General features: G+C 64.1%; 32 protein-coding genes and 1 pseudogene. 25 read left to right on the plus strand and 8 right to left on the minus strand.

The annotated features are described in order from the left end of the window. The first annotated feature begins 16 nt into the window (after positions 1 to 16). The 22 genes from rpsC (at position 17) to ALC15_RS01620 (ending at position 12579) form a co-directional block, all read left to right on the plus strand. Positions 17 to 718, plus strand: a complete 702-nt coding sequence (gene rpsC, locus ALC15_RS01515) for a 30S ribosomal protein S3 (protein WP_018272135.1) — start codon at positions 17 to 19, stop codon at positions 716 to 718. Between the two features lie 30 nt (positions 719 to 748). Then, positions 749 to 1162, plus strand: a complete 414-nt coding sequence (rplP, locus tag ALC15_RS01520; protein ID WP_016843752.1) for a 50S ribosomal protein L16 — start codon at positions 749 to 751, stop codon at positions 1160 to 1162. Between the two features lie 5 nt (positions 1163 to 1167). After that, entirely contained in the window at positions 1168 to 1374 is a 207-nt protein-coding gene (gene rpmC / locus ALC15_RS01525) for a 50S ribosomal protein L29 (RefSeq protein WP_021081654.1), read from the plus strand. A 10-nt stretch (positions 1375 to 1384) separates the two neighbouring features. After that, entirely contained in the window at positions 1385 to 1633 is a 249-nt protein-coding gene (gene rpsQ, locus ALC15_RS01530; RefSeq protein ID WP_016843754.1) for a 30S ribosomal protein S17, read from the plus strand. Positions 1634 to 1708: 75 nt separating this feature from the next. After that, positions 1709 to 2077, plus strand: a complete 369-nt coding sequence (rplN, locus tag ALC15_RS01535) for a 50S ribosomal protein L14 (protein ID WP_011473865.1) — start codon at positions 1709 to 1711, stop codon at positions 2075 to 2077. Then, entirely contained in the window at positions 2077 to 2391 is a 315-nt protein-coding gene (gene rplX, locus ALC15_RS01540) for a 50S ribosomal protein L24 (protein WP_050625742.1), read from the plus strand. The genes rplN and rplX overlap by 1 nt, the downstream gene beginning before the upstream one ends. Further along, positions 2384 to 2941, plus strand: coding sequence for a 50S ribosomal protein L5 (rplE, locus tag ALC15_RS01545; RefSeq protein ID WP_050420398.1), 558 nt, complete (start codon positions 2384 to 2386; stop codon positions 2939 to 2941). The genes rplX and rplE overlap by 8 nt, the downstream gene beginning before the upstream one ends. Positions 2942 to 2987: 46 nt before the next feature. Further along, on the plus strand, positions 2988 to 3293 hold the full coding sequence (gene rpsN / locus ALC15_RS01550; protein WP_016843757.1) for a 30S ribosomal protein S14: 306 nt from the start codon (positions 2988 to 2990) through the stop codon (positions 3291 to 3293). A 16-nt stretch (positions 3294 to 3309) separates the two neighbouring features. Then, positions 3310 to 3708 carry a 30S ribosomal protein S8 gene (gene rpsH / locus ALC15_RS01555; RefSeq protein WP_021081651.1) on the plus strand — a complete coding sequence of 133 codons (399 nt, stop codon included), beginning with the start codon at positions 3310 to 3312 and terminating at the stop codon, positions 3706 to 3708. Between the two features lie 14 nt (positions 3709 to 3722). Further along, positions 3723 to 4256 carry a 50S ribosomal protein L6 gene (gene rplF, locus ALC15_RS01560; protein WP_050625743.1) on the plus strand — a complete coding sequence of 178 codons (534 nt, stop codon included), beginning with the start codon at positions 3723 to 3725 and terminating at the stop codon, positions 4254 to 4256. An 11-nt stretch (positions 4257 to 4267) separates the two neighbouring features. Beyond that, the gene (gene rplR / locus ALC15_RS01565; protein WP_050625744.1) at positions 4268 to 4627 is read left to right on the plus strand and encodes a 50S ribosomal protein L18; all 360 of its coding nucleotides are present in this window, start codon (positions 4268 to 4270) and stop codon (positions 4625 to 4627) included. A 58-nt stretch (positions 4628 to 4685) separates the two neighbouring features. Next, a complete protein-coding gene (gene rpsE, locus ALC15_RS01570; RefSeq protein ID WP_021081649.1) occupies positions 4686 to 5261 on the plus strand; it encodes a 30S ribosomal protein S5 in 576 nt (191 codons plus the stop codon). A 35-nt stretch (positions 5262 to 5296) separates the two neighbouring features. Beyond that, positions 5297 to 5488: a 50S ribosomal protein L30 gene (gene rpmD / locus ALC15_RS01575; RefSeq protein WP_024578582.1), complete on the plus strand. Its 192-nt coding sequence runs from the start codon at positions 5297 to 5299 to the stop codon at positions 5486 to 5488. A 21-nt stretch (positions 5489 to 5509) separates the two neighbouring features. After that, complete coding sequence (rplO, locus tag ALC15_RS01580; RefSeq protein WP_050625745.1) at positions 5510 to 5995, plus strand: 50S ribosomal protein L15; 486 nt, start codon at positions 5510 to 5512, stop codon at positions 5993 to 5995. A 157-nt stretch (positions 5996 to 6152) separates the two neighbouring features. Next, positions 6153 to 7487 carry a preprotein translocase subunit SecY gene (gene secY, locus ALC15_RS01585; RefSeq protein ID WP_021081647.1) on the plus strand — a complete coding sequence of 445 codons (1335 nt, stop codon included), beginning with the start codon at positions 6153 to 6155 and terminating at the stop codon, positions 7485 to 7487. A 71-nt stretch (positions 7488 to 7558) separates the two neighbouring features. After that, positions 7559 to 8449 (plus strand): adenylate kinase, encoded by an 891-nt coding sequence (locus ALC15_RS01590; RefSeq protein WP_050625746.1) that lies wholly within the window; start codon positions 7559 to 7561, stop codon positions 8447 to 8449. A gap of 189 nt (positions 8450 to 8638) precedes the next feature. Further along, on the plus strand, positions 8639 to 9007 hold the full coding sequence (gene rpsM / locus ALC15_RS01595; RefSeq protein WP_050625747.1) for a 30S ribosomal protein S13: 369 nt from the start codon (positions 8639 to 8641) through the stop codon (positions 9005 to 9007). 114 nt (positions 9008 to 9121) lie between these two features. After that, on the plus strand, positions 9122 to 9511 hold the full coding sequence (gene rpsK / locus ALC15_RS01600) for a 30S ribosomal protein S11 (RefSeq protein WP_006021048.1): 390 nt from the start codon (positions 9122 to 9124) through the stop codon (positions 9509 to 9511). A 129-nt stretch (positions 9512 to 9640) separates the two neighbouring features. Next, positions 9641 to 10660 carry a DNA-directed RNA polymerase subunit alpha gene (locus ALC15_RS01605; protein ID WP_050625748.1) on the plus strand — a complete coding sequence of 340 codons (1020 nt, stop codon included), beginning with the start codon at positions 9641 to 9643 and terminating at the stop codon, positions 10658 to 10660. Between the two features lie 116 nt (positions 10661 to 10776). Beyond that, entirely contained in the window at positions 10777 to 11193 is a 417-nt protein-coding gene (gene rplQ, locus ALC15_RS01610) for a 50S ribosomal protein L17 (protein ID WP_021081645.1), read from the plus strand. A gap of 288 nt (positions 11194 to 11481) precedes the next feature. Continuing rightward, complete coding sequence (locus tag ALC15_RS01615) at positions 11482 to 12276, plus strand: SDR family NAD(P)-dependent oxidoreductase (protein ID WP_050625749.1); 795 nt, start codon at positions 11482 to 11484, stop codon at positions 12274 to 12276. A gap of 6 nt (positions 12277 to 12282) precedes the next feature. After that, a complete protein-coding gene (locus ALC15_RS01620; RefSeq protein WP_050625750.1) occupies positions 12283 to 12579 on the plus strand; it encodes a DUF1330 domain-containing protein in 297 nt (98 codons plus the stop codon). Here the strand turns inward: ALC15_RS01620 and ALC15_RS01625 are convergent. The 3 genes from ALC15_RS01625 to ALC15_RS01635 all read right to left on the minus strand — a co-directional run bounded on the left by ALC15_RS01625 (position 12576) and on the right by ALC15_RS01635 (position 16028). After that, positions 12576 to 13703, minus strand: a complete 1128-nt coding sequence (locus tag ALC15_RS01625) for an Rv3169 family protein (protein WP_050625751.1) — start codon at positions 13701 to 13703, stop codon at positions 12576 to 12578. The two genes, ALC15_RS01620 and ALC15_RS01625, sit on opposite strands and share 4 nt — an antisense overlap. A 17-nt stretch (positions 13704 to 13720) precedes the next feature. Further along, complete coding sequence (locus tag ALC15_RS01630) at positions 13721 to 14800, minus strand: phosphotransferase (protein ID WP_050625752.1); 1080 nt, start codon at positions 14798 to 14800, stop codon at positions 13721 to 13723. Positions 14801 to 15014: 214 nt separating this feature from the next. Then, positions 15015 to 16028, minus strand: coding sequence for a zinc-binding alcohol dehydrogenase family protein (locus tag ALC15_RS01635; RefSeq protein WP_050625753.1), 1014 nt, complete (start codon positions 16026 to 16028; stop codon positions 15015 to 15017). Positions 16029 to 16146: 118 nt separating this feature from the next. Between ALC15_RS01635 and ALC15_RS01640 the strand changes: the two genes are divergently transcribed. Next, positions 16147 to 16524 carry a winged helix-turn-helix transcriptional regulator gene (locus tag ALC15_RS01640; RefSeq protein ID WP_021081638.1) on the plus strand — a complete coding sequence of 126 codons (378 nt, stop codon included), beginning with the start codon at positions 16147 to 16149 and terminating at the stop codon, positions 16522 to 16524. Between the two features lie 265 nt (positions 16525 to 16789). Here ALC15_RS01640 and ALC15_RS01645 read toward each other — a convergent pair. After that, a pseudogene (locus tag ALC15_RS01645) lies at positions 16790 to 18387 on the minus strand (OprO/OprP family phosphate-selective porin). 339 nt (positions 18388 to 18726) lie between these two features. Here ALC15_RS01645 and ALC15_RS01650 point away from each other — a divergent pair. Together ALC15_RS01650 and ALC15_RS01655 are read left to right on the plus strand one after the other, a co-directional pair. After that, the gene (locus ALC15_RS01650) at positions 18727 to 20085 is read left to right on the plus strand and encodes a DegQ family serine endoprotease (protein ID WP_094193592.1); all 1359 of its coding nucleotides are present in this window, start codon (positions 18727 to 18729) and stop codon (positions 20083 to 20085) included. Continuing rightward, positions 20082 to 21416: a replication-associated recombination protein A gene (locus tag ALC15_RS01655; RefSeq protein ID WP_050625755.1), complete on the plus strand. Its 1335-nt coding sequence runs from the start codon at positions 20082 to 20084 to the stop codon at positions 21414 to 21416. Before ALC15_RS01650 ends, ALC15_RS01655 begins: the two co-directional genes overlap by 4 nt. 313 nt (positions 21417 to 21729) lie before the next feature. Here the strand turns inward: ALC15_RS01655 and acuR are convergent, their stop codons facing one another. The 4 genes from acuR to ALC15_RS01675 form a co-directional block, all read right to left on the minus strand. After that, positions 21730 to 22362, minus strand: coding sequence for an acrylate utilization transcriptional regulator AcuR (acuR, locus tag ALC15_RS01660; RefSeq protein ID WP_050625844.1), 633 nt, complete (start codon positions 22360 to 22362; stop codon positions 21730 to 21732). A 127-nt stretch (positions 22363 to 22489) separates the two neighbouring features. Next, complete coding sequence (locus tag ALC15_RS01665) at positions 22490 to 24049, minus strand: alpha/beta hydrolase domain-containing protein (protein WP_050625756.1); 1560 nt, start codon at positions 24047 to 24049, stop codon at positions 22490 to 22492. A 154-nt stretch (positions 24050 to 24203) separates the two neighbouring features. After that, entirely contained in the window at positions 24204 to 24722 is a 519-nt protein-coding gene (locus ALC15_RS01670) for a hypothetical protein (protein WP_094193593.1), read from the minus strand. Positions 24723 to 25261: 539 nt separating this feature from the next. Further along, on the minus strand, positions 25262 to 26200 hold the full coding sequence (locus ALC15_RS01675; RefSeq protein ID WP_050625757.1) for an alpha/beta hydrolase: 939 nt from the start codon (positions 26198 to 26200) through the stop codon (positions 25262 to 25264). Positions 26201 to 26271 lie beyond the last annotated feature (71 nt).

Below are 26271 nucleotides of genomic sequence, written 5' to 3' on the forward strand. Positions count from 1 at the left end.
GGCGCAGGAGAAGACGATGGGTCAAAAGATCAATCCAATCGGGCTGCGTCTCGGCATCAACCGGACCTGGGATTCCCGTTGGTTCGCCGGTAAGCAGGAATACGGCAAGCTCCTGCACGAGGACGTCAAGATCCGCGAGATCCTGCACAAGGAGCTCAAGCAGGCGGCCGTCGCCCGCATCGTGATCGAGCGTCCGCACAAGAAGTGCCGCGTGACGATCCATTCGGCCCGTCCGGGCGTCGTGATCGGCAAGAAGGGCGCCGATATCGACAAGCTGCGCAAGAAGGTTGCCGACATCACCTCGTCGGACGTCGTGATCAACATCGTCGAAATCCGCAAGCCGGAGCTCGACGCGACCTTGGTCGCTGAATCGATTGCCCAGCAGCTCGAGCGCCGCGTTGCGTTCCGCCGCGCCATGAAGCGCGCCGTGCAGTCGGCGATGCGTCTCGGCGCCGAGGGCATCCGCATCAACTGCTCGGGCCGTCTCGGCGGCGCCGAAATCGCGCGCATGGAGTGGTACCGCGAAGGTCGCGTGCCGCTGCACACGCTGCGCGCCGACGTCGACTACGGCGTCGCCACCGCGTTCACGACCTTCGGCACCTGCGGCGTCAAGGTCTGGATCTTCAAGGGCGAGATCCTCGAGCACGATCCGATGGCCCAGGACAAGAAGATGGCGGAAGGCGACAACACGCCGCGTTCGCGCCGCGACGCCGCTTGAGGCAAAGCAGGAATTTGAGGGCTTAAAGCCATGATGCAACCTAAGAAAACGAAGTTCCGGAAGGCGCATAAGGGCCGTATCCACGGCGTTGCGACCTCTGGCGCGACGTTGGCGTTCGGCCAGTTCGGCCTGAAGGCGATGGAGCCTGAGCGCGTCACCGCCCGTCAGATCGAAGCCGCCCGCCGCGCGCTGACCCGTCACATGAAGCGCGCCGGCCGCGTCTGGATCCGCGTGTTCCCGGACGTGCCGGTGTCGAAGAAGCCCGCCGAAGTCCGCATGGGCTCCGGCAAGGGCGCGCCGGAATTGTGGGTGGTCCGGATCAAGCCGGGCCGCGTGATGTTCGAGATCGACGGCGTGCCGGTGCAGACCGCGAAGGAAGCGCTGTCGCTCGCCGCCGCCAAGCTGCCGATCAAGACGCGCTTCGTTGCGCGCATTGCGGAGTAATCGCCATGGCCGAGATGAAAGTTGAAGACATTCGCGCGATGAGCGACGACCAGCGGGAAGATGCGGTCCTGAACCTGAAGAAGGAACGCTTCAACCTGCGTTTCCAGCGCGCCACCGGGCAGCTGGAGAACACGTCGCGGATGCGGGAAGCCCGCCGCGACATCGCTCGTATCAAGACCATCGCCGCGCAGCTGCGCGCGAAGAAGAAGTAAGGGGCCAGCTATGCCGAAACGTACTCTGCAGGGCGTGGTCGTCAGCGACAAGCAAGCCAAGACCATCGTGGTGCGCGTCGATCGCCGCTTCACCCACCCGATCTACAAGAAGACGATCCGCCGTTCCAAGAACTACCACGCGCACGACGAGAACAACCAGTTCAAGCCGGGCGACATGGTCTGGATCGAGGAATCGAAGCCGATCTCGAAGCTGAAGCGCTGGACCGTGGTCCGGGGCGAACACAAGAAAACGGCCTGATTACCTCGGCTTGGCCGAAGTCATTCAGGGAAATTTTGAGCGCGCTAAAGCGCAGAAAGAGGACGAGGTGCATCAATGATTCAGATGCAGACCAACCTCGACGTGGCCGATAATTCTGGCGCACGCCGTGTCATGTGCATCAAGGTTCTTGGAGGTTCCAAGCGCCGCTATGCCACCGTGGGCGATGTTATCGTTGTGTCGATCAAGGAAGCCATTCCGCGTGGCAAGGTGAAGAAGGGCGACGTGATGAAGGCCGTCGTGGTCAGGGTCCGCAAGGACATCCGCCGCGCCGACGGTTCGGTCATCCGCTTCGACCGCAACGCCGCCGTGCTGATCAACAATCAGTCCGAGCCGGTCGGCACCCGTATCTTCGGGCCGGTGCCGCGCGAGCTGCGCGCCAAGAACCACATGAAGATCATTTCGCTCGCGCCGGAGGTGCTGTGATGGCTGCCAAGATCCGCAAGGGCGACAAGGTGATGGTGCTCACCGGCCGCGACAAGGGTCGCACCGGCGAGGTGTTCGAGGTACGTCCGGATGAGAACAAGGCTCTCGTCCGTGGCATCAACATGGTGAAGCGTCACCAGAAGCAGACCCAGACCCAGGAAGGCGGGATCATCTCCAAGGAGATGCCGATCGACCTTTCCAACATTGCGTATGTCGGCAAGGACGGAAAGCCGACCCGCATCGGGTTCAAGATTCATGCCGATGGCAAGAAGGTTCGTGTTGCCAAGAGCTCGGGAGCAGAGATCGATGGCTGATACAGCTTACACGCCGCGTCTGCGCGCGGAGTATGACAAGAAGATCCGTGGCATGATGACCGAGAAGTTCGGTTACGCCAACGTGATGCAGGTGCCGCGCCTCGACAAGGTCGTGCTCAACATGGGCGTGGGCGATTCCGTCAACGACCGCAAGAAGGCCGAGACCGCCGCTGCCGAGCTGACCCAGATCGCCGGCCAGAAGGCGATCGTGACCTATTCGCGTATCGCGATCGCGACCTTCAAGCTGCGTGAGAACCAGCCGATCGGCTGCAAGGTCACGCTGCGCAAGGCCCATATGTACGAGTTCATCGACCGCCTGGTGAACGTGGCGCTGCCCCGCGTCCGCGACTTCCGCGGCCTGAACCCGAAGAGCTTCGACGGCCGCGGCAACTATTCGCTCGGCATCAAGGAGCACATCATTTTCCCCGAGATCGACTTTGACAAGGTCTCGGAAGCGCGTGGCATGGACATCACGGTCTGCACCACCGCCAAGACCGACGACGAGGCGCGTGCCTTGTTGACCGCTTTCAATTTCCCGTTCCGGCAGTGAGTAGCTGAGCCAAAGCCACTCAAACGCGGATACCCAGGAGCCAAGCATGGCAAAGAAGAGTTCAGTCGAGAAGAACAACCGGCGCAAGCGGATGGCGAAGAACGCCGGCCCGCGCCGCGAGAAGCTGAAGGCGATCATCGCCGACAAGACCAAGCCGATGGAAGAGCGTTTCGCGGCGACGCTGAAGCTCGCCGAGATGCCGCGCAACTCGTCGCCGACGCGCATCCGCAACCGTTGCGAGCTGACCGGGCGTCCGCGCTCGAACTATCGCAAGAACAAGCTCTCGCGCATCGCGCTGCGTGAACTCGGCTCCAAGGGCCTGGTTCCGGGCCTCGTGAAGTCGAGCTGGTAAGGGGAGGGTCGGAACAATGTCTACGCACGATCCGATCAGCGATCTCATCACCCGCATCCGCAATGCGCAGATGCGTTCGAAGTCGAAGGTCTCGAGCCCCGGCTCGAAGATGCGCGCCAACGTGCTCGAAGTGCTGAAGTCCGAGGGCTACATCCGCGGCTACGCCAGCGTCGAGCATGCCTCGGGCCGCAGCGAGCTCGAGATCGAGCTGAAGTATTTCGACGGCGAGCCGGTCATCCGCGAGATCGAGCGGGTGTCGAAGCCGGGCCGCCGCGTTTACGCCTCGGTGAAGAACCTGCCGCGCGTGAACAACGGTCTCGGCATTTCGGTGTTGTCGACGCCGAAGGGAATCATGGCTGACCACGAGGCGCGCGACGCCAACGTGGGCGGCGAAGTTCTCTTCACGGTGTTCTGAGGAAGGATTTTACGATGTCACGTATCGGCAAGCGGCCGGTGACGATCCCGTCGGGTGTGACGGCGACTGTCGAGGGCCAGACGGTGAAGATGAAGGGGCCGAAGGGCGCGCTTCAGTTCGTCGTGCATGACGACGTCGAGGTGAAGTTCGAGAACGGCCAGGTCAAGGTCGCTCCGCGCGTCAAGACCAACCGCGCGCAGGCGATGTACGGCACCGCGCGTGCGCAGGTCGCCAACCTCGTCGAGGGCGTCACCAAGGGCTTCGAGAAGAAGCTCGAGATCACCGGCGTCGGTTACCGCGCCGCGATGCAGGGCAAGAACCTGCAGCTCGCGCTCGGCTACAGCCACGACGTGGTCTACGCGATCCCGGAAGGCATCACCATCGCGGTGCCGAAGCCGACCGAGATCACGATCACCGGCAACGATCCGCAGCGCGTCGGCCAGGTCGCCGCGGAGATCCGCGCCTACCGTCCGCCGGAGCCCTACAAGGGCAAGGGCGTGAAGTACGCCAACGAATTCATCTTCCGCAAGGAAGGCAAGAAGAAGTAACGGAGCCGGTCATGTCACTCAAGGTTACGAATGCCCGGCGCAAGCAGCGCGTGCGCCTTGCGCTTCGCCGCTCGGCAGGCGGCCGTCCGCGGCTGTCGGTGTTCCGCTCGTCCAAGCACATCTACGCCCAGGTCATCGACGACCAGAAGGGCGAGACGCTCGCTTCCGCCTCGTCGCTGGAGAAGACCATGCGCGACGGCGGCAAGACCGGCGCCGACATCGATGCTGCGAAGGCCGTCGGCAAGCTGCTGGCGGAACGCGCGGCGCAGAAGGGCGTCAAGGAAGTCGTGTTCGATCGCGGCGCCTACATCTATCACGGGCGCGTAAAGGCGCTCGCGGATGCGGCGCGCGAAGGCGGGCTCAGCTTCTAACCGAATTTGAACGATTACGAGGAAAGAGGCGCAAGCCTCCTAGAGATTGGAAAACACCATGGCAGGTGAACGCGAACGCGGCGGCCGCGAACGGAGCAGGGAGCGCGAGGAGCGCGACAGCGAGTTCGTCGACAAGCTCGTCCACATCAATCGCGTGGCGAAGGTCGTCAAGGGCGGCAAGCGCTTCGGTTTCGCAGCGCTGGTCGTGATCGGCGACCAGAAGGGCCGGGTCGGTTTCGGCCACGGCAAGGCGCGCGAAGTTCCGGAAGCGATCCGCAAGGCGACCGAATCGGCGAAGCGCAATCTGACGCGCGTCGCGCTCCGCGAAGGCCGCACGCTGCATCACGACGTCGCCGGCCGTCACGGCGCCGGTCGCGTCTATCTGCGTACCGCTCCGGCGGGTACCGGCATCATCGCCGGCGGCCCGATGCGCGCGGTGTTCGAGACGCTCGGCATCCAGGACGTGGTGGCGAAGTCCATCGGTTCGTCGAATCCCTACAACATGGTTCGCGCGACCTTCGACGCGCTGAAGCATCAGGATTCGCCGCGCTCGGTGGCTGCGCGCCGCAACATCAAGGTCTCCACCCTGCAGTCGCGCCGCGTCGGCGGCGACGCCGAAGTGGTGGCGGAATAACCCCGCGCGACCAGCGCTTTCTGGAGTTCAAGACGATGGCCAAGGCCAGCAAGACGATCAAGGTCGAGCAGACCGGCAGCGCGATCCGCCGCCATCACTCGCAGCGTTCGACGCTGATCGGCCTCAAGCTCAACAAGATCGGTCGGGTTGCCGAGCTGCAGGACACTCCTGAAGTTCGCGGCATGATCAGCAAGGTTCAGCATCTCGTCCGCGTCGTCGGCGAGTAAGCAGAGATAAGGAGAAGGGCGATGAAGCTCAGCGATATCGCCGACAACGCCGGCTCGCGCAAGAAGCGCATGCGTGTCGGCCGTGGCATCGGTTCCGGCAAAGGCAAGACCTCGGGCCGCGGCGGCAAGGGCCAGACCGCGCGTTCGGGCGTCCGCATCAAGGGTTTCGAAGGCGGCCAGATGCCGATGCATCGCCGTCTGCCGAAGCGCGGTTTCAACAACATCTTCCGGCTCGACTTCGCCGAGATCAATCTCGACCGTCTGCAGGAAGCGATCGACAACAAGCTGGTCAACGCCAGCGAGACCGTGACCGTCGAGACGCTGGTCAAGGCCGGCGTGCTGCGCCGCGCCAAGGACGGCCTGCGGCTGCTCGGCCGTGGCGAGATCAAGACCAAGCTGACCATCGAAGCCCACGGCGCTTCCAAGTCGGCCATTGCCGCGGTCGAAAAGGCCGGCGGCTCGGTCAAGATCCTAGCCCCCGCCAAGGAAGAAGGCGAAGCGGCGTAACATCTGCGTCATTGCCCGCGCGCGGCGCGGGCAATCCGCAGATCGAATGATGGACTTATCGAGGCCGAGCACCAGATAATGTCCGGTGTCTGCCGATCGCCCCGATAGAACGAGTTCTTGGGGCGTCGGCGAAGCGGGCTCCGGGAGAAAGCCGAACATGGTCTCAGCAGCCGAACAACTTGCCGCCAACCTCAATTTCGGACAGCTGGCGAAAGCCGACGAGCTGAAGAAGCGCATCTGGTTCACCCTGGGTGCGCTGCTTGTTTATCGGCTGGGCACCTACATCCCGCTGCCCGGCATCGATCCCAACATCTGGGAGCAGGTGTTCCGCAGCCAGTCCGGCGGCATCCTCGGCATGTTCAACATGTTCGCCGGCGGCGGCATCCACCGCATGGCGATCTTCGCGCTCAACATCATGCCGTACATCTCGGCATCGATCATCGTGCAGCTGCTGACCACCGTGTCGCCGCAGCTCGAGGCGCTCAAGAAGGAAGGCGAGGCGGGCCGCAAGACGCTGAACCAGTACACCCGCTATCTGACGGTGATCCTGGCGCTGTTCCAGTCCTACGGCATCGCGATCGGCCTCGAAGGCGCCGGCAATGTCGTCAGCGACCCCGGCATGTTCTTCCGGATCTCGACCGCGATCACGCTGACCGGCGGCACCATGTTCCTGATGTGGCTCGGCGAACAGATCACCTCGCGCGGCATCGGCAACGGTATCTCGCTGATCATCCTATCCGGCATCGTCGCCGAGCTGCCGTCGGCGCTCGCCAACATGCTGGAACTCGGCCGCCAGGGCGCGATGTCGACCGGCCTGATCCTGATCGTCATCGTGATGGCGGTCGCCGTGATCGCCTTCATCGTGTTCATGGAGCGCGCCCAGCGCCGGCTGCTGATCCAGTATCCGAAGCGCCAGGTCGGCAACAAGATGTTCGAGGGCCAGTCCTCGCATCTGCCGCTCAAGCTCAACACCTCGGGCGTGATTCCGCCGATCTTCGCCTCGTCGCTGCTGCTGCTGCCGACCACGGTTGCGAACTTCAACGCCGGCAAGGGACCGGAGTGGTTCCAGTGGCTCACCACCCAGCTCAGCCACGGCCGTCCGCTGTTCCTGCTGATGTATCTGGCGCTGATCGTGTTCTTCGCCTTCTTCTACACCGCGATCGTGTTCAACCCGACCGAGACCGCGGACAATCTGAAGAAGCATGGCGGCTTCATCCCGGGTATCCGGCCCGGTGAGCGCACGGCGGAATATATCGACTACGTGCTGTCGCGCATCACGGTGCTCGGCGCGATCTATCTCGCGATCGTCTGCCTGATTCCGGAAATTCTGATTTCCTATGCCTCGGTCCCGTTCTACTTTGGTGGCACCTCGCTTCTGATCGTCGTCAGCGTGACGATGGATACGGTGTCGCAGGTGCAGGGCTATCTGCTCGCTCATCAATATGAAGGGCTGATCAGGAAGTCGAAGCTCAGGGGAGGCCGCCGCCGCTGATCGCGGCGCGGCGCCGAACTCAAAACACAGGTGTGCGGACGTCGCCCACCTAGCCGGGGGGCGAAACAGATATGAGATTGATCCTTTTGGGGCCGCCGGGCTCGGGCAAGGGAACCCAGGCGCAGCGGCTGGTGCACCGGCATGGCATCGTCCAGCTCTCGACCGGCGAGATGCTGCGTGCCGCGGTTGCCGCGGGCACCCCGGTCGGTCTGCAGGCCAAGGAGATCATGGCCAATGGCGGCCTGGTTCCCGACGAGGTCGTGGTGGGAATCATCGCCGACCGAATCGAGGAGCCCGACGCCAAGAAGGGCTTCATCCTCGACGGTTTCCCGCGCACCGTGCCGCAGGCTGAGGCCTTGGACGAACTGCTCCGCAAGAAGCACCTCAAGCTCGACGCAGTTGTCGAACTGCGGGTTAACGAGAGCGCGCTGCTCGCCCGCGTCGAAAAGCGCGCCGAGGAAACCCGTGCGCGCGGCGAGGAAGTCCGCCTCGACGACACGCCGGAAGTGCTGACCAAGCGCCTGGCGCAGTACCGCTCGCTGACGGAGCCGCTGATTCACTATTATTCGGAGCGGCGGAAGCTACTGACGGTCGATGGCATGATGACCATCGAGCACGTCACCCGCGAGATCAACCGGATCCTGACCGCGCTCGGCGCGCTGGAACCGAAGGAGCACGAGGAGCCCAAGCGGGCTGCCAAGCGCGCCTCGACCGCCTCCAAGGCGGCCAAGAAGACCGCGAAGAAGACGACTAAGAAGGCTGCCAAATCGGCCAAGAAGGCCGCCAAACCGGCCCGAAAGGCCACCAAGGGGGCCTCAAAGGCGGTCGTCAAGGCCAGGGGGACGAAGAAAGCCGCCAAGAAGGCTGGAAGGAAGGCCGCCAGCGCCGCCAATGCCCGGAAGGGGGCAAAGACCGCCAAAAAGGCAGCAAAAAAGCTCACGAAAAAGCGAGCTAAACGCTAGGAGCGGTTGACGAAACCGACATGAATCCTTTAATAAGCCCCGCATCCAAGTTGGATAGTTTTATGACGATGCCGGGCCCCGAAGGACATGAGGGGAAGGGCGTCGTGTTCGCGTTTGTGGACACAAGCCCGCAGAGAGCAAACTTGAGAAGCCCGTATCCGTGATGGAGCGGCGACAGGAGAGAAGTCCGTGGCCCGTATTGCCGGCGTCAACATTCCGACCAACAAGCGCGTCCTGATCGCGCTTCAGTACATCCATGGTATCGGCCAGAAGAACGCTGCCGACATCATCGAGAAGGTGAAGATCCCGGTGGACCGTCGCGTCAGTCAGTTGACCGACCAGGAGGTCCTCCAGATCCGCGAAGTCATCGACCGCGACTATCTGGTCGAGGGTGACCTCCGTCGCGAGGTTGGCATCAACATCAAGCGGCTGATGGACCTCGGCTGCTATCGCGGCCTGCGTCATCGCCGCGGTCTGCCGGTGCGCGGCCAGCGCACCCACACCAATGCGCGCACGCGCAAGGGGCCGGCCAAGGCGATCGCCGGCAAGAAGAAGTAAGTTTTGCGAATTGCAGGTGGGGAGTAGCGAATCGAAATTCGCTACTCGCCATTTGCGTTTTGAGGTGTAGCCGCTGGCACTACGGCGGCGTTGAGATCACAGGAAAGGTTTGAAATGGGCAAGGAAGCCACCCGCGTACGCCGCCGCGAACGCAAGAACATCGCCTCCGGCATCGCGCACGTGAATTCGTCGTTCAACAACACGACCATCACCATCACCGACGCGCAGGGCAACACCATTGCCTGGTCGTCGGCCGGCACGATGGGCTTCAAGGGCTCGCGCAAGTCGACCCCCTATGCCGCGCAGGTCGCGGCGGAAGACGTCTCCAAGAAGGCGCAGGAACACGGCATGCGCACGCTGGAGGTTGAAGTGGCCGGCCCGGGTTCGGGCCGTGAGTCGGCGCTCCGCGCGCTGCAGGCTGCGGGCTTCACCGTCACCTCGATCCGCGACGTGACCACGATCCCGCACAATGGCTGCCGTCCGCGCAAGCGTCGGCGCGTTTGATCTGTAAGTCGCGGGCGGCGTCCAGCCGCCCCGCGATGGTTTTTGGAATTGACCGCGCGGACTGTTCCGCGATCTCCAACGCCAGGTACGGCCACTCGATCGGCCTTGTGACCGGCAAAGGGTGAAAAAGTGACGATCCAGAAAAATTGGCAAGAACTCATTCGACCGAACAAGCTGCAGGTGACGCCGGGCTCGGACGCGGGCCGGTTCGCCACCGTCGTCGCCGAGCCGCTCGAGCGCGGCTTCGGCCAGACGCTCGGCAACGCGCTGCGCCGCATCCTGCTGTCCTCGCTGCAGGGCGCGGCGGTGCAGTCGGTGCACATCGACGGCGTGCTGCACGAGTTCTCCTCGATCGCCGGTGTCCGTGAAGACGTCACCGACATCGTGCTCAACATCAAGGACATCTCGATCAAGATGCAGGGCGAAGGCCCGAAGCGCATGGTCGTGAAGAAGCAGGGCCCGGGCGCCGTCACCGCCGGCGACATTCAGACTGTCGGCGACGTCACCGTGCTCAACCCCGACCTGCAGCTCTGCACGCTGGACGACGGCGCCGAGATTCGCATGGAGTTCACGGTCACCACCGGCAAGGGCTATGTCGCCGCCGAGCGCAATCGTCCCGAGGACGCTCCGATCGGCCTGATCCCGGTCGACAGCCTGTTCTCGCCGGTCCGCAAGGTCTCCTACAAGGTCGAGAATACCCGTGAGGGCCAGATCCTCGACTACGACAAGCTGACCATGACGATCGAGACCAACGGCGCGATCACGCCGGAGGACGCGGTGGCCTACGCCGCGCGCATCCTGCAGGATCAGCTCAACGTGTTCGTCAACTTCGAAGAGCCGCGCAAGGAAGTCACGCAGGAGATCATCCCCGATCTGGCGTTCAACCCGGCGTTCCTCAAGAAGGTCGACGAGCTCGAGCTGTCGGTGCGTTCGGCAAACTGCCTGAAGAACGACAACATCGTCTACATCGGCGACCTCGTGCAGAAGTCGGAAGCGGAAATGCTCCGTACCCCGAACTTCGGCCGCAAGTCGCTGAACGAGATCAAGGAAGTGCTGGCCCAGATGGGTCTGCACCTCGGCATGGAAGTGCCGGGCTGGCCGCCGGAGAACATCGACGAGCTCGCCAAGCGCTTCGAGGATCACTACTGATCCATTTCAATCATCATGCCGGGCTGTCCCGGCCATGATTCTACCGGGCGAACGCAGGATGCCCACCTGCACTTGTCGCTGAACCACCGCGACAGAATTGAAGAAGGAAGAAGTCAATGCGTCACGGCAAGGTTCATCGGAAGCTCAACCGCACCGCCGAGCATCGGCGTGCGATGTTCGCCAACATGGCGGCCGCGCTGATCAAGCACGAGCAGATCGTCACCACGCTGCCGAAGGCCAAGGAACTGCGGCCGATCGTCGAGAAGCTCGTCACCCTCGGCAAGAAGGGCGGGCTGGCCCTGCGCCGCCAGGCGATCTCCGAGCTGCGCGACCAGGATCAGGTCAAGAAGCTGTTCGACACGCTGGCGACCCGCTACAAGGACCGCCAGGGCGGCTACACCCGCATCATCAAGGCCGGCTTCCGCTACGGCGACAACGCGGCGATGGCCGTGATCGAGTTCGTCGACCGCGACGTCGATGCCAAGGGCCAGGATTCCGGTCCGGCGCAGGACAAGGAAGCCGAGGCGGCGTAAGCCGCTCTTGAGCCAGAGATTTGAAAACGGCGCCCTCGGGCGCCGTTTTTGTTTGGTGGTGGGCTCGATCCCCAACGTCGTCCTGGCGAAAGCCAGGACCCATAACCCCAAGCGGCGATTGTCGTGACGGCTGGGGCCGCGGCGTCGCGCAGAAGCGCAAGCGCGTGTAATGGGTCCTGGCTTTCGCCAAGACGACATCGTCATTATCATCCTCACGCGTCGGTGAGATGCGATTGCGGCGCCTCATGCCGCGCCCGATATTTCCATCGACATCAATGGAGATGACAGATGAAAATCGACCTTTCCGGAAAGACTGCGCTGGTGACCGGCTCGACCGCGGGCATCGGCAACGCCATCGCCAAGGGGCTGGCCGGGACCGGCGCGGAGGTCGTGGTCAACGGCCGCAGCCAGGCCAAGGTCGATGCAGCGATTGCTGCGATCGCCAAGGCGGTGCCGGGCGCCAAGGTTCGCGGCATCGCCGCCGACGTCTCGACCGCGGCCGGCTGCAAGGCCTTGCTTGCGGCGCTTCCCGAGGTCGACATCCTCGTCAACAATGCCGGCATCTTCGAGCCGAAGGGCTTCTTCGACATTCCGGACGAGGACTGGAGCCGCTTCTATGAGGTCAACGTGATGTCGGGCGTGCGGCTGTCGCGCGGCTACATGCAGGGCATGCTGAAGCGCAACTGGGGCCGCATCGTCTTCATCTCCTCGGAGTCGGGGCTCAACATTCCGACCGAGATGATCCACTACGGCATGACCAAGACCGCGCAGCTTGCGATCGCGCGCGGGCTTGCGGAACTGACCAAGGGCACCGCCGTGACCGTCAACTCCGTGCTGCCCGGACCGACCATGTCCGAGGGCGTCGAGACCTTCGTCAAGGATCTCGCCAAGCAGAACGGCCAGTCGGTCGAGGAGGCGGCCTCCAACTTCGTCAAGCAGCACCGCCCGACCTCGCTGTTGCAGCGCTTTGCCAGCACCGAGGAGATCGCCAACCTCGTGGTCTATGTCTGCTCCAAGCAGGCGTCTGCGACCAATGGCGCCGCGCTGCGCGCGGAGGGCGGCATCGTCAATACCATCGCGTGAGGGTGCATGGCGGCCTATGTGATTTCAGAGGTCGAGATGCGCGACGCCTCGGCGTTCGAGGCCTATCGAACGCTGGCGGCGAAAACCATCGAACAGTATGGCGGTCGCTACATCGTGCGCGGCGGCAACGCTGAAGTGGTGGAGGGCGGTCCGCCGCCGAACGCCATCGTCATCGTCGAATTTCCGACCATGGCACGCCTGCGCCAATGGTACGCGTCCGCGGAGTACGCCGAAGCGTTGGAGCATCGGCGGACCGCGCTGGAACGACGGCTGTTGTTCGTCGAGGGCGTGCCGCCAAGCTAGCTCTTGGCGCCGTCGAGAAACTCGCTGAAGCCGGCCGGGCGATACGGGCCGAAGCATATCTGCTCCAGCACGCCGATTCCCGTCTGGCTGCCCTGGCGGGCGCGCACCACCTGTTGCACGTGGACGTTCTCGCGCGCCAGCGGGTCGAGCGTCGCAGGATCGAACGACTCGCCGCCGATCTCGAGCTCGCCCTTCCACATGCCCTGGCCCCATTGCGGATGGCCGTAGCCGAGGCCCTTCATCTGGAATTTGAGGATCGGATCGAGCGCGATGGTCGTGGTGTGGCCGTCGATGTCGACCAGATCAATTTCCGCCGACTGCGCCAGCCGGGTATTCGGCACGTAGGTCACGCGGTGCCGCGCGGTCGCCATGCGGCGGTCGAGGCCATCGACCACGCCGGGGACCTCGGCCTCGCTCCGGTAGAGCGGCGCGGTGATGCCCTCGCGGACCAGCGCCTCGCCCTGCGTGCCGTCGAAGAAGATCGCGTGCGAGATGTGATCGTCCCAGACCAGCGGCGCCCACAGGAAGAACACGCTCGGCAGCGGCATCGGCGCGCCGCCGACATCGCGCTCGCCGACATTGCGGACGCCCCAGGAGCGATCCTTGGTGCCGTAGCAGGTGCGATCGTCGACCTTGATCTCGCCGTCGGGGTGACGGATGACGCCGCTCCAGCGACCGAACTGGTCGAAGCGGGTCGAGTCCATCGCGCGGCGGTCGCCCGACCACAGCGTCTGGCGGGCTTCCTGGATCGCAGCCGTGCGCGCGGAGAAGGTCAGGTCGCAGGCAAGGCCGGTCGCATTGTCGTCGAGCACGACCCGGGTCCGCAGCATCGGTTCGATGACCTCGAGCCGGAACGGGCCGACCTGCATCTCGGTGCGCTCGAGCGGCGCGCGGCGCGAGCCGTAGAAGCAGTGCTGCCGTCCGCCGCGCTCCACCACGCTGAAGGCGCAGTCGAGGATCTTGCGGTGCGGATAGATCGCGATCCCGATGCCGAAATAATACGCGCCGTCGGCGGTGTAGCCGTTGAACCAGGTCCGGTCATAGACATTGCGGTCGCTGGTGACGGGAACCGCGATCGGCTCCGGGGTCTGGTGGATCGGGAAGTCGTCAAGCTTGTTGAGCACACGGGTCCCTTTCGATGCTAGTCCTGCCAGTATGCAAAGCCGTCGTGATCCAGGGCTTGCGCGCAGGCGCCGCGGGTCATCTTCAGGAACAGCGCGTCGCCGCGCTCCGAGCGCTGCACGCTGAGTGCGGAGACGACGCCCATCATGATCCCGTGCAGCGTGTAGCGCCGGTAATCCCGCCAGCACTGATCCCAGCCATAGTCGCGCACGCCTCGGCCGATCAGCTCGGAATGATAGAACCGCACCAGATCGGCTTCATGTAATCGCCGCTCGGACGGGTCGATGCCGGCCGACAGGAAATAGGCGACGTCGACGATGCCTGGCCCCACCGTGAACGTCTGCCAGTCCAGCGTCGCCATCGGTCGGGTATTGCCACGGACGTCAAAGAGGATGTTGTCCAACCTGAAGTCCGCATGCTGCAGGGTTCGCGGCGTCGATTGCTCCGACTGGTAGCGCGGGATCGCGTCCGGAAGCCGGTCGATCAGATCAAGGAACTCCGGCTCGATCACGCCACGGTATCGCTCCTTGTAGTGACCGATGATGCCGGGCAGCACCGCGCGAAGGTCTCTGCGCCGGCTCGCGGCAACCGTAAAGCAATGCGCTGCGGCGAGCGTCGGGTCGTTCCATCGCGGCGCGTGCAATGCAGCGGCCTCACGCATCGCCGTCAGGCAGTCCGCGATCGTACATCCGGCGAGTTGGTCGCCCGGGCGCGCAGGCGCCAGATCTTCCAGGATCAGCGTGAAGTCGTCGGTCGCCGGATCGATCTCGGCGAGAATTGGCCGCGGGGTGTGAATGGCGACGGTCGCCGCCAGCTCGCGATAGAATGCGACCTCGCGGACGTAAAGCGTGTGCGCGGAACCAGAGCGGCGGCTGTCGGGATCTGCCGCCGGAAATTTGCCGACGACGCTCGCGGGTGCGTTCGGCTCATTGCCGTCATAGGTCAGGCGAAATCGATAGCTGTCGCCGACGAGGCCGTTGCCGACCGGCTTGCATGCGAGATCGATGACCCTGGCCTGGTCGATCAAGCCGGCTTCGCGCAGCGTCCGCGTCATCCACTCCGGATCGATCCGCGACGGATCGGCCGTGAGCAAACTCATCGGCGTTCTCCCATCCCCTTGTATCCCCTTGGGGCGTCACCACCGTTCCGGCCGCTCGCACGGCCGGATTGAGGACGGGGTGATCGTTGCGCAAATCATACAGGCGATCGCGGTTTTGGCAAAAGCCACGGATCGGCCTGTGGGGATAACGCGAGCTACGCAGGGCGGTAGGGTGGGTTGCGCGTGATGCCGACCCACCCGCACGAGGGAATGCCTACCAGCCTTCCAGCACGATCTTGCCACGCGACTTGCCGCTTTCCAGCAGCGCATGGGCGCGCTTGAGATTCGCAGCGTTGATGGTGCCGAAGGTCTGGTCGAGCGTGGTGCGCAGCACGCCCTTGTCGATCATGTCGGCGACATCGTTGAGCAGATGATGCTGCGCGATCATGTCGGGCGTCTGGAATGACGAGCGCGTGAACATCGACTCCCAGTGGATCGACACCGCCTTGCCCTTGAACGCGGCGACGTTGAACTCGGCGGGATCGTCGATCAGGCCGAACTTGCCTTGCGGTGCGATGAAGTCGGCGATCGACTTGTAGTGCTGGTCGGTGAAGGTGAGGCTCGCGACGAGGCCGACCGGCGGCAGCTTCAATTTCTCGATCTGCTCCTTCATTGGCTGCGAGTGGTCGATCACCGCATGCGCACCGAGATCGCGGCACCACTTCGCCGACTCCGGCCGCGTCGCAGTCGCAACCACGGTCAGCCCGGTGAGACGGCGCGCCAGCTGGATCAGGATCGACCCGACGCCGCCGGCGCCGCCGGTGATCAAGAGCGTGCGCGGATCGAGGCTCTTGCCCGGTACCGCGCCGAGCCGGTCGAACAACAGCTCCCATGCGGTGATCGATGTCAGGGGCAGGGCGGCGGCCTGCGCGAACGACAGCGATGCCGGCTTGTTGCCGACGATACGCTCGTCGACCAGATGAAATTCCGAGTTGGTGCCCTGGCGCAGGATCGAGCCCGCGTAGAACACCTCGTCGCCGGGCTTGAACAGCGAGACCTCGGGCCCGACGGCATCGACCACCCCGGCGGCATCGAAGCCGAGGATCTTGTAGCCGCCGTCGGTCGGCGCCGCGCGCTTGCGCACCTTGTAGTCGACCGGGTTGGCCGAGATGGCCTTCACCGCGACGCGGATGTCGCGCCCCTTCGGTTCGGGCTTGGCGATCTCGAAATCGACGAGCGAATCCGCCGCCTCGATCGGCAGCGACTTTTGGTATCCGACGGCCTTCATGCCTGGTCTCCGTGGTGGGCGGTTGCCTGCCGTCTTACCTGTCGCGCTGGCGTCCTTTTGGCAAGTACTGTAAAATCAGGGAACTAGTCCCTGTTTGTATACTATTGGGAAATATCAGATGAAACGGAAGAATTTTGCCCGCCGGCCGGGCTGCGCGGTCGAGGCCGCGCTCGACCTGATCGACGGCAAATGGAAGGGCGTGATCCTGTATCATCTGCAGGCCGGCACCCAGCGCTTCGGCGAGTTGCGGCGGCGGATGCCCGGCATCACCCAGCGCATGCTGACCAAGCAGCTCCGCGCGCTCGAAGACGATGGTCTCGTGATCCGCAAGGTCTATGCCGAGGTGCCGCCACGGGTCGAATACACGCTGTCCGAACTCGGCGAGAGCCTGCGTCCGGTGATCGATATTCTGAAAGCCTGGGGCGAGGGCCACCAGGAGCGGCTGTCCTGCGCACCGGCACCGGAGGTCGTTGTGAAGAAGAAGCGCGCGGCATAGGGAGTAAATCAGACGCGCGGCAAACTCCGCCGCACCTCTCCCGCTTGCGGGGGAGGTCGCATCGCATCTCATGCGATGCGGGTGGGGGCTCTTTCCACAAAGTGACTCGTGGAGAGAGCCCCCACCCTGGCCCTCCCCCCGCAAGCGGGAGAGGGGACGCAATTCCGATGCTGCTACGGCTCGATGATGTCACGTACTCCTGAGCAATAAAAAGGCCGGGAGCGGTGTCGCTCCCGGCCGTTGTCATTGACGAAATCGGTTCGCCTCAGAACGCCACCTGCGTGCGCAGCGCGACCGCGTCGAACTTCGAGCCTGCATCCGCAGTCGAAGTCGCCGAAACCTGCTTGGCGACGTCGCCGTGCAGATAGTTCAGCATGAAGCGGACGTTGTTGTTGACGTACCAGTTCAGCGCGGCGGTGTAGACGGTCTGCCGTCCACCCGCGATGCCGACCGCCTGGCCGACCTGGTCGTTGAGATTCATCGTGCTGACGCGGCCGGCGATTTCCCAGGCGCCGATGCCGCCCCCGGCGAGCGAGAACGGATCGTGCGGCTTGATACCGCCATAGGAGGCCGTTGCCGGATTGTAGGCGTGGTTCTCGCCGGTCAGCACGTAGCCGACCTGCGCGTAGCCGCCGTCGAATTTCAGGCTCGGCGCGCCGAACGGCGGCAGCCCGGTATTCGCCGAGCGGTCGACATTGAACCAGTAGTATTCGCCCTGTGCGATGAACGAGCCATAGGTCGCCGCCGCCTCGACGCCGTAGACCTGCGCGCCCGAGACGTTGGCGATCGCGCCGGTCGAGATCAGCGTCGTCGGGTCGATGCGCAGCTCGGGCCGGTCGCTCAGCGTCAGCGTCTGCGCTTGCGTCAGCTGGTTGCGCGGGGGCTGCACCAGCCATTCCGCGTCGGCGCCGATATGCACCGAGTAGTTCTTGCCGCTGATCGGGTTGCCGGCGACGCGGACGACACCGCCATACTGCTCGGACGTGCCGGCCGGCGTGACCGAGGATGCAGAGTGGATCGAGCCTGTCGTCGGGCCCGTGACATAGCCGCCGATCCAGAGCTGGTCGTTCCACCAGCGGGTGCCGCGCCCGAACGGAAATCACCGGCCGCGATGTTCTGCGCGATGAGGCCGACCGAGGCGCGCTCCATGAACAGGATGTCGTTGGAGCTGGTTGATTCGTCCAGCGTCCACGGGATGTCCATGATGCCGCCTTCGATCGCCATCTTGCCGCCGAACGGCTTGAAGCCGGTGTAGCTCAGATAGGCGTTCTCGACGCCGGAGGTGCCGCCGCCGGGCAGCGATCCCGCTGCTGCGCCGCCGAAGCCGTCGGATGAACCGCCGAAGTCGTAGATCAGCGCGTAATTCCAGTCACCGAAGAACTTGCCGACGATGCCGATGCGGGCGCGGCGCAGGTTCTCGCCGCTGTCGAGCTTCTGCGGCGAGGTGGCAGCGGTGTTCGGACGATAGTCGTAGCCGCCGACATCCCAGTGCACGCGGCTGGTGATCGCGACGCAGTTCTGTTCGTCCGCGGTGCAGATCGTCGGCCGGTTGTTCGGCATCGTCACCACGACGCCGGACGGCGCGACCGGGCCTTTCACCGGGATCGCGGCATTCGCGCTTGCGACCCGCGCCGCCTTGGCATCCGCGGCCTTCGCATTGGCGTTTGCGCTGGCTGCGGTCGCGGTATTGGCATTGGTCTGCTTCTGCAGCTTGTCGAGCTTCTGCTCGAGCATCTTCAGTTGCTGCTTGAGCAGCGCGATCTCCGCGTCGCTGCCGCCTCCGGCTGATTGTGAATAGGCTGGCGAGGCGGCGAGCGCCCCGGCAAGTCCTATGGCGATTGCACCAACTTTTGTCGCACCCATTGTGCACCCCTGTTGTGTTTGAAGTCCCCACTCACTGAGACGTCCTAGGAGTCGAACGTGACTGACGCACGACAGCGCTTCCAGGCATCGCAGTTCCGCTTGTTGTCCGCGGGCAACAAGCGGAGCGGCGCAGTGAGATGACAACAATCATAGAAGCTTGGCGGCGCGCTTCAACGCGTCGGCCGGGGGTTTTGCACCGGTCCGGCGGGGCCGTTTATCCGGCCGGGCGCCCTTCAATTGCCCGGCGAACACGCCTATATTCCGGCGTTTCCAAAAGAGGTGAGAATGCTCCGACCCGTCCGCTTCGCTGCCATATCCGCTCTGTGCACATTGGCTTTCATGGGGAATTTTTCCCCGGCCGCGGCCCAGGACCGTCGCGTGCCGTCGTCGCAGGCCGAGCTTCAGCTGTCCTATGCGCCGATCGTGCAGCGGGTGCAGCCGGCGGTGGTCAATGTCTACGCCGCCAAGACCGTGCAGAACCGCAATCCGTTCCTGGACGACCCGATCTTCCGCCGCTTCTTCGGCGTGCCGGGGCAGCAGCCCGAGCAGATGCAGCGCTCGCTCGGCTCCGGCGTGATGGTCGACGGCTCCGGCCTCGTGGTTACAAACAATCACGTGATCGAGGGCGCCGACCAGGTGAAGGTCTCGCTCTCCGACAAGCGTGAGTTCGAGGCCGAGATCGTGCTGAAGGACAGCCGCACCGACCTCGCGGTGTTGCGCCTGAAGGGCACCAACAAGGAGAAATTCACGACGCTCGACTTCGCCAATTCCGACCAGCTCCAGGTCGGAGACGTCGTGCTCGCGATCGGCAACCCGTTCGGCGTCGGCCAGACCGTGACGCACGGCATCATCTCGGCCCTGGCGCGTACTCAAGTCGGGATCACGGATTATCAATTCTTCATTCAGACCGACGCCGCGATCAATCCCGGCAATTCGGGCGGCGCGCTGGTCGACATGACCGGACGGCTCGCCGGCATCAACACCGCAATCTTCTCGCGCTCCGGCGGTTCGCAGGGCATCGGCTTTGCGATCCCGGCCAACATGGTGCGCGTCGTGGTGGCCTCCGCGAAGAGCGGCGGCAAGGCGGTGAAGCGGCCATGGCTCGGCGCGCGGCTGCAGGCGGTGACGCCGGAGATCGCCGAGACATTGGGGCTTAAGCTGCCGACCGGCGCGCTGGTCGCCAATGTCGCGCCGAACAGCCCCGCGGCGAAGGCCGGACTCAAACTGTCCGACCTGATCGTCGGGATCGACGGCCAGGCCATCGACGATCCCAACGCGTTCGACTACCGCTTCGCGACCCGTCCGCTCGGCGGCAACGCGGAGATCGAGGTGCAGCGTGCCGGCAAGCCGGTGAAGCTCACCGTGCCGCTGGAGACCGCGCCCGACACCAACCGCGACGAGATCGTGCTGACCGCGCGCTCGCCGTTCCAGGGCGCGCGGGTCGCCAACATCTCGCCGGCGCTGGCCGACGAGCTGCACCTCGACGCCGGCGCCGAGGGCGTCGTGGTGACCGAGCTCGCCGATGACGGCACGGCTGCCAATGTCGGCTTCCAGAAGGGCGACATCATCCTGGCGGTCAACAACGAGAAGATCGTGCGAACCAGCGACCTCGACAAGGTATCGAAGGCGGGCTCGCGGATCTGGCGCATCACGCTGGTGCGCGGCGGCCAGCAGATCAACGTGACGCTCGGCGGATGAGCCCAAAACAACCGCGCGAGGCTGGCAACCTGTTCGCCGCGGCGGGGATGGAGCAGGACGCGCCACACCCGCTGCCGGACCGGCTGCGCCCGCGCACGCTGGCTGATGTCGTCGGCCAGGATCACATCCTCGGTCCCGACGGCGCGCTGACCCGCATGCTGGAGACGCGCACGCTGGGCTCGCTGGTGTTCTGGGGCCCGCCCGGCACCGGCAAGACCACCGTGGCGCGGCTTCTGGCCGACGCCACCGAGCTGCATTTCGAGCAGATCTCCGCGGTGTTCTCCGGTGTCGCCGACCTGAAGAAGGCGTTCGATGCCGCTCGTGCCCGCCGCGAGATGGGCAAGGGTACGTTGCTGTTCGTCGACGAGGTGCACAGGTTCAACCGCGCGCAGCAGGATTCCTTCCTGCCTGTGATGGAGGACGGCACGGTGGTGCTGGTCGGCGCCACCACGGAGAACCCGTCATTCGAGCTCAACGCGGCGCTTCTGTCGCGCGCCCGCGTGCTGGTGTTTCACTCGCTCGATACGGCGGCGATCGAACGGCTGTTCGCCAATGCCGAGAAGATCGAGGGCAAGAGCCTGCCGCTCGACGCGGAGGCGCGCGCCGTGCTGGTGCGGATGGCCGATGGCGACGGCCGCGCCTCGCTGACATTGGCCGAAGAGGTCTGGCGCGCCGCCCGCAAGGGCGAGGTGTTCAACGCCGAGCAGTTGCAGGCCATCCTGCAGCGCCGCGCACCGATTTACGACAAGTCGGCCGACGGCCACTACAATCTGATCTCGGCGCTGCACAAGTCGGTGCGCGGCTCCGATCCGGATGCGGCGCTGTATTATCTCGCGCGGATGTTCGATGCCGGCGAGGACCCGCTGTTCCTGGCGCGGCGCGTGGTGCGCATGGCGGTCGAGGACATCGGGCTGGCCGATCCGCAGGCGCTGGCGGTCTGCAACGCCGCCAAGGATGCCTATGATTTCCTCGGCTCGCCGGAGGGCGAGCTCGCGATCGCGCAGGCCGTGGTCTATCTCGCCACCGCGCCGAAATCGAACGCGGTTTACACCGCGTTCGGCGCGGCGATGCAGACTGCAAAGCAGGGCGGCTCGCTGCTGCCGCCGAAGCACATCCTGAATTCGCCGACCAAGCTGATGAAGTCGGAGGGCTACGGCTCCGGCTATCAGTACGATCACGACGCGCCCGACGCGTTCTCCGGCCAGGACTATTTCCCGGAAGCGCTCGGCCGCCAGACCTTCTACGATCCGCCCGATCGCGGCTTCGAACGCGAGATCCGCAAGCGGCTCGATTACTGGGCGCGGCTGCGGAAGGAGCGGGGCGGGAGCTAGGCCGCGGACTCATAAACCGTCGGGGATGTCCGCTGTCCTCCGATCCCGACCGCCCTTGTACAACTGCAGCAAGTGTCGCGATGGGCCAGAAGCCGACATTTATTCAGATCAGCTCGGGGATGCGGCTTGCGAGACCAAGAATTCGACAGGCTGAGCGCCGTTTGCCGCGAGCGTGAGATCGATCAGCTCAACGGGATGTTCCAGAGCGGCAGGCTCTCGCGGCCGAGCGCGAGCGGTCGATCAAGCCGGCTGAAATGATGGCGTGGAGATCGTGTGGTGGATTGTGCCTTCCGCCATCTACACGAAAAACGACTCATTCACCGAGGAGCTTGAAAAAGCCCTTCGAGAAGGAATGAAGCGGTTCGGAACGGCGTTCGAGTTTGGCGCGAAGAACCGCGCCCTCCCAACCGATCCAGAAGAACTCGGCAAGCCAGTCGCAATCTTGGCTGGAAGAGATTGCACCAGTAGCCTGGGCAGCTCTCAAGCACTTGGCTGTGCGCTGCTGCCAGTCGATGAACACATCGAACAGCCGCTGGCGAAATGATTGTGGAAGTACGCTCATCTCCTGCCCAAGATTGCCCACCAAACAGCCTCGCGCATAACGGAAGCGCTTCATGGCGGACGTAGCATCGTCGGTAAAACCTCTGAGCCTTTCGAGCGGGGGATGCTGCTCGTTCAGGAAGAAGCTGTCGAGCTTCCGCGAAAAGTAGCCAGCGTAGCTGTCGATCAGCTCCGCTCCAAATGCCTCTTTGCTCGGAAAGTAGTGGTAGAACGACCCCTTTGGCACGTCGACGCTCTGCAAGACTTCCTCGATCCCCGTCGCGGAATAGCCCTTCTCCGTCAGCATAACGACACCCGCACGGACCAGCGCATCACGGGTCGCGCTGGTGCCGGCAAGTTCCTTGGGAGGTCGCCCGCGACGGCGGCGAGGCAGCGTCTTGCTCATGCAGATCGTATTAGACCGGTCGTCTAGGAGAAGCAAACCGCCGGTGATGCGGCGTTCTGCAAGTGGCGGAGACCCTCTCACTCCATCCACTCGTTCGGTGGCAGGCCTGGGTTCCGGCTTGGCTCACTCAACGTGGCTCGGCATTCGTTGGTGCCGGCGCGAACAGGTTGGTCGACGCGGCCTCCTGAACGATCACTGCCGCGTCTTCGGGCAGCAGAAACCCACGCGCCATCAGATCCTGGGCGGCGATCCGGTTCCGGTTCACGTAATCGTCGCGGCCGTGATAGCGCTCTTCGATCGACAGGCGGGCGTCACCGGTACGCTCTCGTTCCGCTTTCGTCGCTGCGAATGGCGAGAAGGACCCGATCAGCATGCAGGTGAATGTCTGCGGCTGGTTCTGGGCACCATTGGTGCCGGTCGGCACCGCGACATCCGGCAGCCGCACGCCGCCGAGCGCATTGCCGTCCTGATCGCGCTTCGGCACTTGTATCACTGCGGCGGAAAGCCGAATCGGCGCGCGCAGCGCAGGTGGCTCGCCGCCGGCGGCTTCAAGCGGCATCAGTTCGCTGGCGGGCGGCTCGGTGCCGCGGCTCACCCAGGCATCAAGGTGCAGCAGGAGGGCCCGCGACAGCGGTGACCAATCGAGGCGGCCCGGCGTCAGTGTGCAGGCCGGTGCTTTGGGGGCGGGTACATGCGGGCCTCCCGCGATATCGTACATCCGCACATTGCCGGGCAGTGGTTGATCCGCGGTTCCGGACCCGCCCGTGCGGCCAAGCGAAGCGCGCAGCGAATAGTAGTCCGTGGTGGAGTTCACCAGTATCATCCTCGGAGGTACCTCGCCGCGCGCCTCGACCTTGGCCGTGATCTCCCCGATCGTGAGCGGCCCGTCATTCACGCCGGGAAAATCCGGGTTGTCGAATGTGGGAGCCCCCTCGGCGCTCGACATTGGTCCAAGGCCCGTCTGCAGGATCGGAAGAAGACCGGCGGCCGAGACGAACACATGCATTCCGTCGAAGACGCGCCGGCTGCCCGTCATGTTGAAGCCGTTCAGCAGAAAGGTCTTCAGGAATCGTCCATCCTGGGACCTGCCGCTCGCGAGCACGCGGTTGATCGCTCCCTTGAGCGGGTTGGGCGTTCCACCCTTGTCGGAAGCTGCATGCGCGAAGAAATCCGCGGCGTCGCGGACGATCGCAAAGCCCACTCCCTCGACGAAGCGTGTCTTGCCGTCGGCGTCAGCGAACGAAGGCAGGTCCGCGCCCTGTCCAAGCTCCCAAAAAACCTCCGCAACTGCGAAACCATGGTCCTGAAGAAAGCCGGTGCCTTGCTCCAGCGTGCCCGGGAGAAACCGCGCGTCGCGAGGCGAGTTGTAGATCGCCTCGGCCCAGACTTGCCCGCGGTTGGGTACGTCCACCAGCAACGCGCCGTTTTCCCCGCGCGGAGTCGCCGGCATCATGAGAATGATCTTCGCCGCGTAGTCGACGCGCCCGCGTTCATTGCGCGATGCCTTGTCGATCCCAGGGATGGCCTCTTGCGGCGATAGGTCGCCGTGGATCTTGCCCTGCCAGATCACATAGTCGCCGGCGCGAAATGTGCCGTAAGGCTGCTTCGACGTGAACTCGATCCGGGTAACTTCTGCGCTCACTGGCCGCGCCGTCGAGATCAGGCTGAACAAGCAAAGCAAGAACATCACAGTTCGCCCGTTTCGACGGTGCGGCATGCGAATTCTCCGTAGAGGATAGCGGCTGGTTTCGAGCATTTCTTGATCACGACACGCCGTATCAGAACGGACATGATGGACCGGCAACTTTTTCACCGGTCCATCGCCTGTCGCGAAGGCCTTCTCACTCCATCCAATAGTCGATGTCCGTCTGATTGGCATTGATGCCGGCCTTTGGCTCGGACGGGCCATGACTGCTGATGATGCCACGAATCCTGGCGAGGCTACCTGTGCCACCGGTAATCACGCCCGATGTCATGTTGGTAAGCTTCCCGTCTCCACTGCTTTGGGCAACTAGTGATGTCCTGACAAAAAACTTGTCGCCATTCTCCAGTATCCAGACGTTGTAGATGAGAGCCGGACCGTTGTTGTCGATGTAATCCGACATGCCGCGTGTCCACTGCTCCTTCAACCTCGATCCGTTGATGAGGGGGGCATCGTCACCATAGGTCCGCCGAATTTCGAAGAGCCGAGCTTGATGTCCCGGAATGTCGCCAACGTCGATGACGTGCTGTTGGGTGTAGACCGTCTGAGTTGCCGGCGTATCATAGCTGACGTGGTGCTTTTGCTGCGCAATGGCCACCGGCGCGGTTAGAGCCGTTGCGAGAGTGATCGTCATTCCAAGCGCGATATTGCGAAACATGCGTGACCTCTCATGCTGGAATCCACCCAACCGTGAAGGTATGGGCGGACGTTGTTCGTTGAAGCTTTCGTCATCAACCTGCCAGCGCTCGGTAGCGACCGAGCCCCAACCAAAGCTGATCTCACCGCGCTTTTCCGAGGTGCCAGAAATTAGACCGATCGTCTAGTATTCGGCTTGGCTGCAAGCGATTTCGCCCATCAATCTTTTTTGACAGCGCTTTGTCGGACAAGGCTTTTGTGCGCCAAGCTCGCATCAATCCGACTATGGCTGCGCCTCAATGAGCCCGCGTCCTAGACCAAGCTGAGATGAGGCCGCAGCCGCGAACAACGCGCGGTCCGTTCCTGCCTGCGCATGGAAGGGTCAGTTGCAGAAGCCCGCAAATGCCATATGCAGCAATGTGTGACTTCTGAATATTAGAAATGTATCCCTGAGTTGCCCGACGTGTCAAGTTGCCCGGTCGAGCGCCGGCCGCCGGCTGCTTTGCATGGGGTTGTTTTCGATATTTTGGTTGCGCCCGCTGCGACGGCTCCTAACTTCGTTCACTTCACGCCCTTCACGAACTCCAGGATCTCGTCGGTCAACCGCGTATCCGTCGTGTTGATCGCATAGACCTCCGACATGTGGCTGTGCTGCGGCAGCATGAAGCTGCGGGCGCAGCCGCTCGGACGCTTGCAGCTGGCCTGCTTCAACAGCTCGAACTGCTCGACGAAGCGCGGCGGATCGAGCTCGGCCGCGGTGATCAGGAACGGGATCGGGCTTGCGAGAAGGCCTTGCAGCGAGGAGCGTTCGGCGTAGCGCGACGGGTCGGAGCCGTAATAGGCGAGCTCGGCGTCGCCGGCGGGCGAGGCGGTCAGATCGTAGATGCCCGACACCATGATCGCGCCGGCGAGGCCGCTGCCCTTCACCTTGTGGAATTCGGCGCGCGAGACATAGCTTGCGACGTGGACCGCGCCGGCCGACTGGCCCATCAGGAAGATGCGGCTGGGGTCGCCGCCGCGGGGCGCGATGTTCTCCGAGACCCATTGCACGACCGCGCCGACGTCTTCCGCGCCTGCCGGCCATGGGAAGGCCGGCGCCAGGCGGTAGGTGGCATTGACGCCGACGAAGCCGCTCTTTGCGGCCCACAGCATGATGTTGTCGTAGAATGGGCTGCCGGGGTTGCGCTTGCTGCCGGCAGTGAAGCCGCCGCCATGGATGTAGATCAGCACCGGCCGCGGCGGCGCGGCGGTGTCCGGCGTGAAGACGTCGAGTAGGTGGCGGTCGGCGGGGCCATACTTGAGGTCACGCTCGACCTTGACGCCCTGATAGGGCTCCTTCTGTTGCAGCGGCGCGTAGAGCGCGGCGGTCTTGGGCGGGTCGACGACGCGGCCGAGTTCCAGGAGCTTCCAGGCCAGATCCTCGGGCATCGGGCCTTGCTGGGCCAGCGCCGGGCCGGAGAGCATCAGGGCCGCCGCCAAAGCCGATATCGCCAGTCTCATTCCAAGGCTCCTTCCGAGGCTCACACCGATTTCGCCGTGACGATTCGCGGCATTTGCGCTAGGCACAGAGC

This window comes from Bradyrhizobium viridifuturi (assembly GCF_001238275.1).
GTDB classification, from domain to species: domain Bacteria; phylum Pseudomonadota; class Alphaproteobacteria; order Rhizobiales; family Xanthobacteraceae; genus Bradyrhizobium; species Bradyrhizobium viridifuturi.

Coding starts and splice junctions, on each gene's coding strand:
- rplN (WP_011473865.1), top strand. CDS start 1,709: ATGATTCAGATGCAGACCAACCTCGACGTGGCCGATAATTCTGGCGCA.
- ALC15_RS01615 (WP_050625749.1), top strand. CDS start 11,482: ATGAAAATCGACCTTTCCGGAAAGACTGCGCTGGTGACCGGCTCGACC.
- rpsE (WP_021081649.1), top strand. CDS start 4,686: ATGGCAGGTGAACGCGAACGCGGCGGCCGCGAACGGAGCAGGGAGCGC.
- secY (WP_021081647.1), top strand. CDS start 6,153: ATGGTCTCAGCAGCCGAACAACTTGCCGCCAACCTCAATTTCGGACAG.
- rplO (WP_050625745.1), top strand. CDS start 5,510: ATGAAGCTCAGCGATATCGCCGACAACGCCGGCTCGCGCAAGAAGCGC.
- rplX (WP_050625742.1), top strand. CDS start 2,077: ATGGCTGCCAAGATCCGCAAGGGCGACAAGGTGATGGTGCTCACCGGC.
- ALC15_RS01590 (WP_050625746.1), top strand. CDS start 7,559: ATGAGATTGATCCTTTTGGGGCCGCCGGGCTCGGGCAAGGGAACCCAG.
- rpsC (WP_018272135.1), top strand. CDS start 17: ATGGGTCAAAAGATCAATCCAATCGGGCTGCGTCTCGGCATCAACCGG.
- ALC15_RS01650 (WP_094193592.1), top strand. CDS start 18,727: ATGGGGAATTTTTCCCCGGCCGCGGCCCAGGACCGTCGCGTGCCGTCG.
- rpsK (WP_006021048.1), top strand. CDS start 9,122: ATGGGCAAGGAAGCCACCCGCGTACGCCGCCGCGAACGCAAGAACATC.
- rpsQ (WP_016843754.1), top strand. CDS start 1,385: ATGCCGAAACGTACTCTGCAGGGCGTGGTCGTCAGCGACAAGCAAGCC.
- ALC15_RS01630 (WP_050625752.1), bottom strand. CDS start 14,800: ATGAGTTTGCTCACGGCCGATCCGTCGCGGATCGATCCGGAGTGGATG.
- rpmD (WP_024578582.1), top strand. CDS start 5,297: ATGGCCAAGGCCAGCAAGACGATCAAGGTCGAGCAGACCGGCAGCGCG.
- ALC15_RS01620 (WP_050625750.1), top strand. CDS start 12,283: ATGGCGGCCTATGTGATTTCAGAGGTCGAGATGCGCGACGCCTCGGCG.
- ALC15_RS01640 (WP_021081638.1), top strand. CDS start 16,147: ATGAAACGGAAGAATTTTGCCCGCCGGCCGGGCTGCGCGGTCGAGGCC.
- rplQ (WP_021081645.1), top strand. CDS start 10,777: ATGCGTCACGGCAAGGTTCATCGGAAGCTCAACCGCACCGCCGAGCAT.
- rplP (WP_016843752.1), top strand. CDS start 749: ATGATGCAACCTAAGAAAACGAAGTTCCGGAAGGCGCATAAGGGCCGT.
- rplF (WP_050625743.1), top strand. CDS start 3,723: ATGTCACGTATCGGCAAGCGGCCGGTGACGATCCCGTCGGGTGTGACG.
- rpsN (WP_016843757.1), top strand. CDS start 2,988: ATGGCAAAGAAGAGTTCAGTCGAGAAGAACAACCGGCGCAAGCGGATG.
- ALC15_RS01670 (WP_094193593.1), bottom strand. CDS start 24,722: ATGTTTCGCAATATCGCGCTTGGAATGACGATCACTCTCGCAACGGCT.
- rpmC (WP_021081654.1), top strand. CDS start 1,168: ATGGCCGAGATGAAAGTTGAAGACATTCGCGCGATGAGCGACGACCAG.
- rplE (WP_050420398.1), top strand. CDS start 2,384: ATGGCTGATACAGCTTACACGCCGCGTCTGCGCGCGGAGTATGACAAG.
- rpsH (WP_021081651.1), top strand. CDS start 3,310: ATGTCTACGCACGATCCGATCAGCGATCTCATCACCCGCATCCGCAAT.
- ALC15_RS01675 (WP_050625757.1), bottom strand. CDS start 26,200: ATGAGACTGGCGATATCGGCTTTGGCGGCGGCCCTGATGCTCTCCGGC.
- ALC15_RS01665 (WP_050625756.1), bottom strand. CDS start 24,049: ATGTTCTTGCTTTGCTTGTTCAGCCTGATCTCGACGGCGCGGCCAGTG.
- ALC15_RS01655 (WP_050625755.1), top strand. CDS start 20,082: ATGAGCCCAAAACAACCGCGCGAGGCTGGCAACCTGTTCGCCGCGGCG.
- ALC15_RS01635 (WP_050625753.1), bottom strand. CDS start 16,028: ATGAAGGCCGTCGGATACCAAAAGTCGCTGCCGATCGAGGCGGCGGAT.
- acuR (WP_050625844.1), bottom strand. CDS start 22,362: ATGAGCAAGACGCTGCCTCGCCGCCGTCGCGGGCGACCTCCCAAGGAA.
- rplR (WP_050625744.1), top strand. CDS start 4,268: ATGTCACTCAAGGTTACGAATGCCCGGCGCAAGCAGCGCGTGCGCCTT.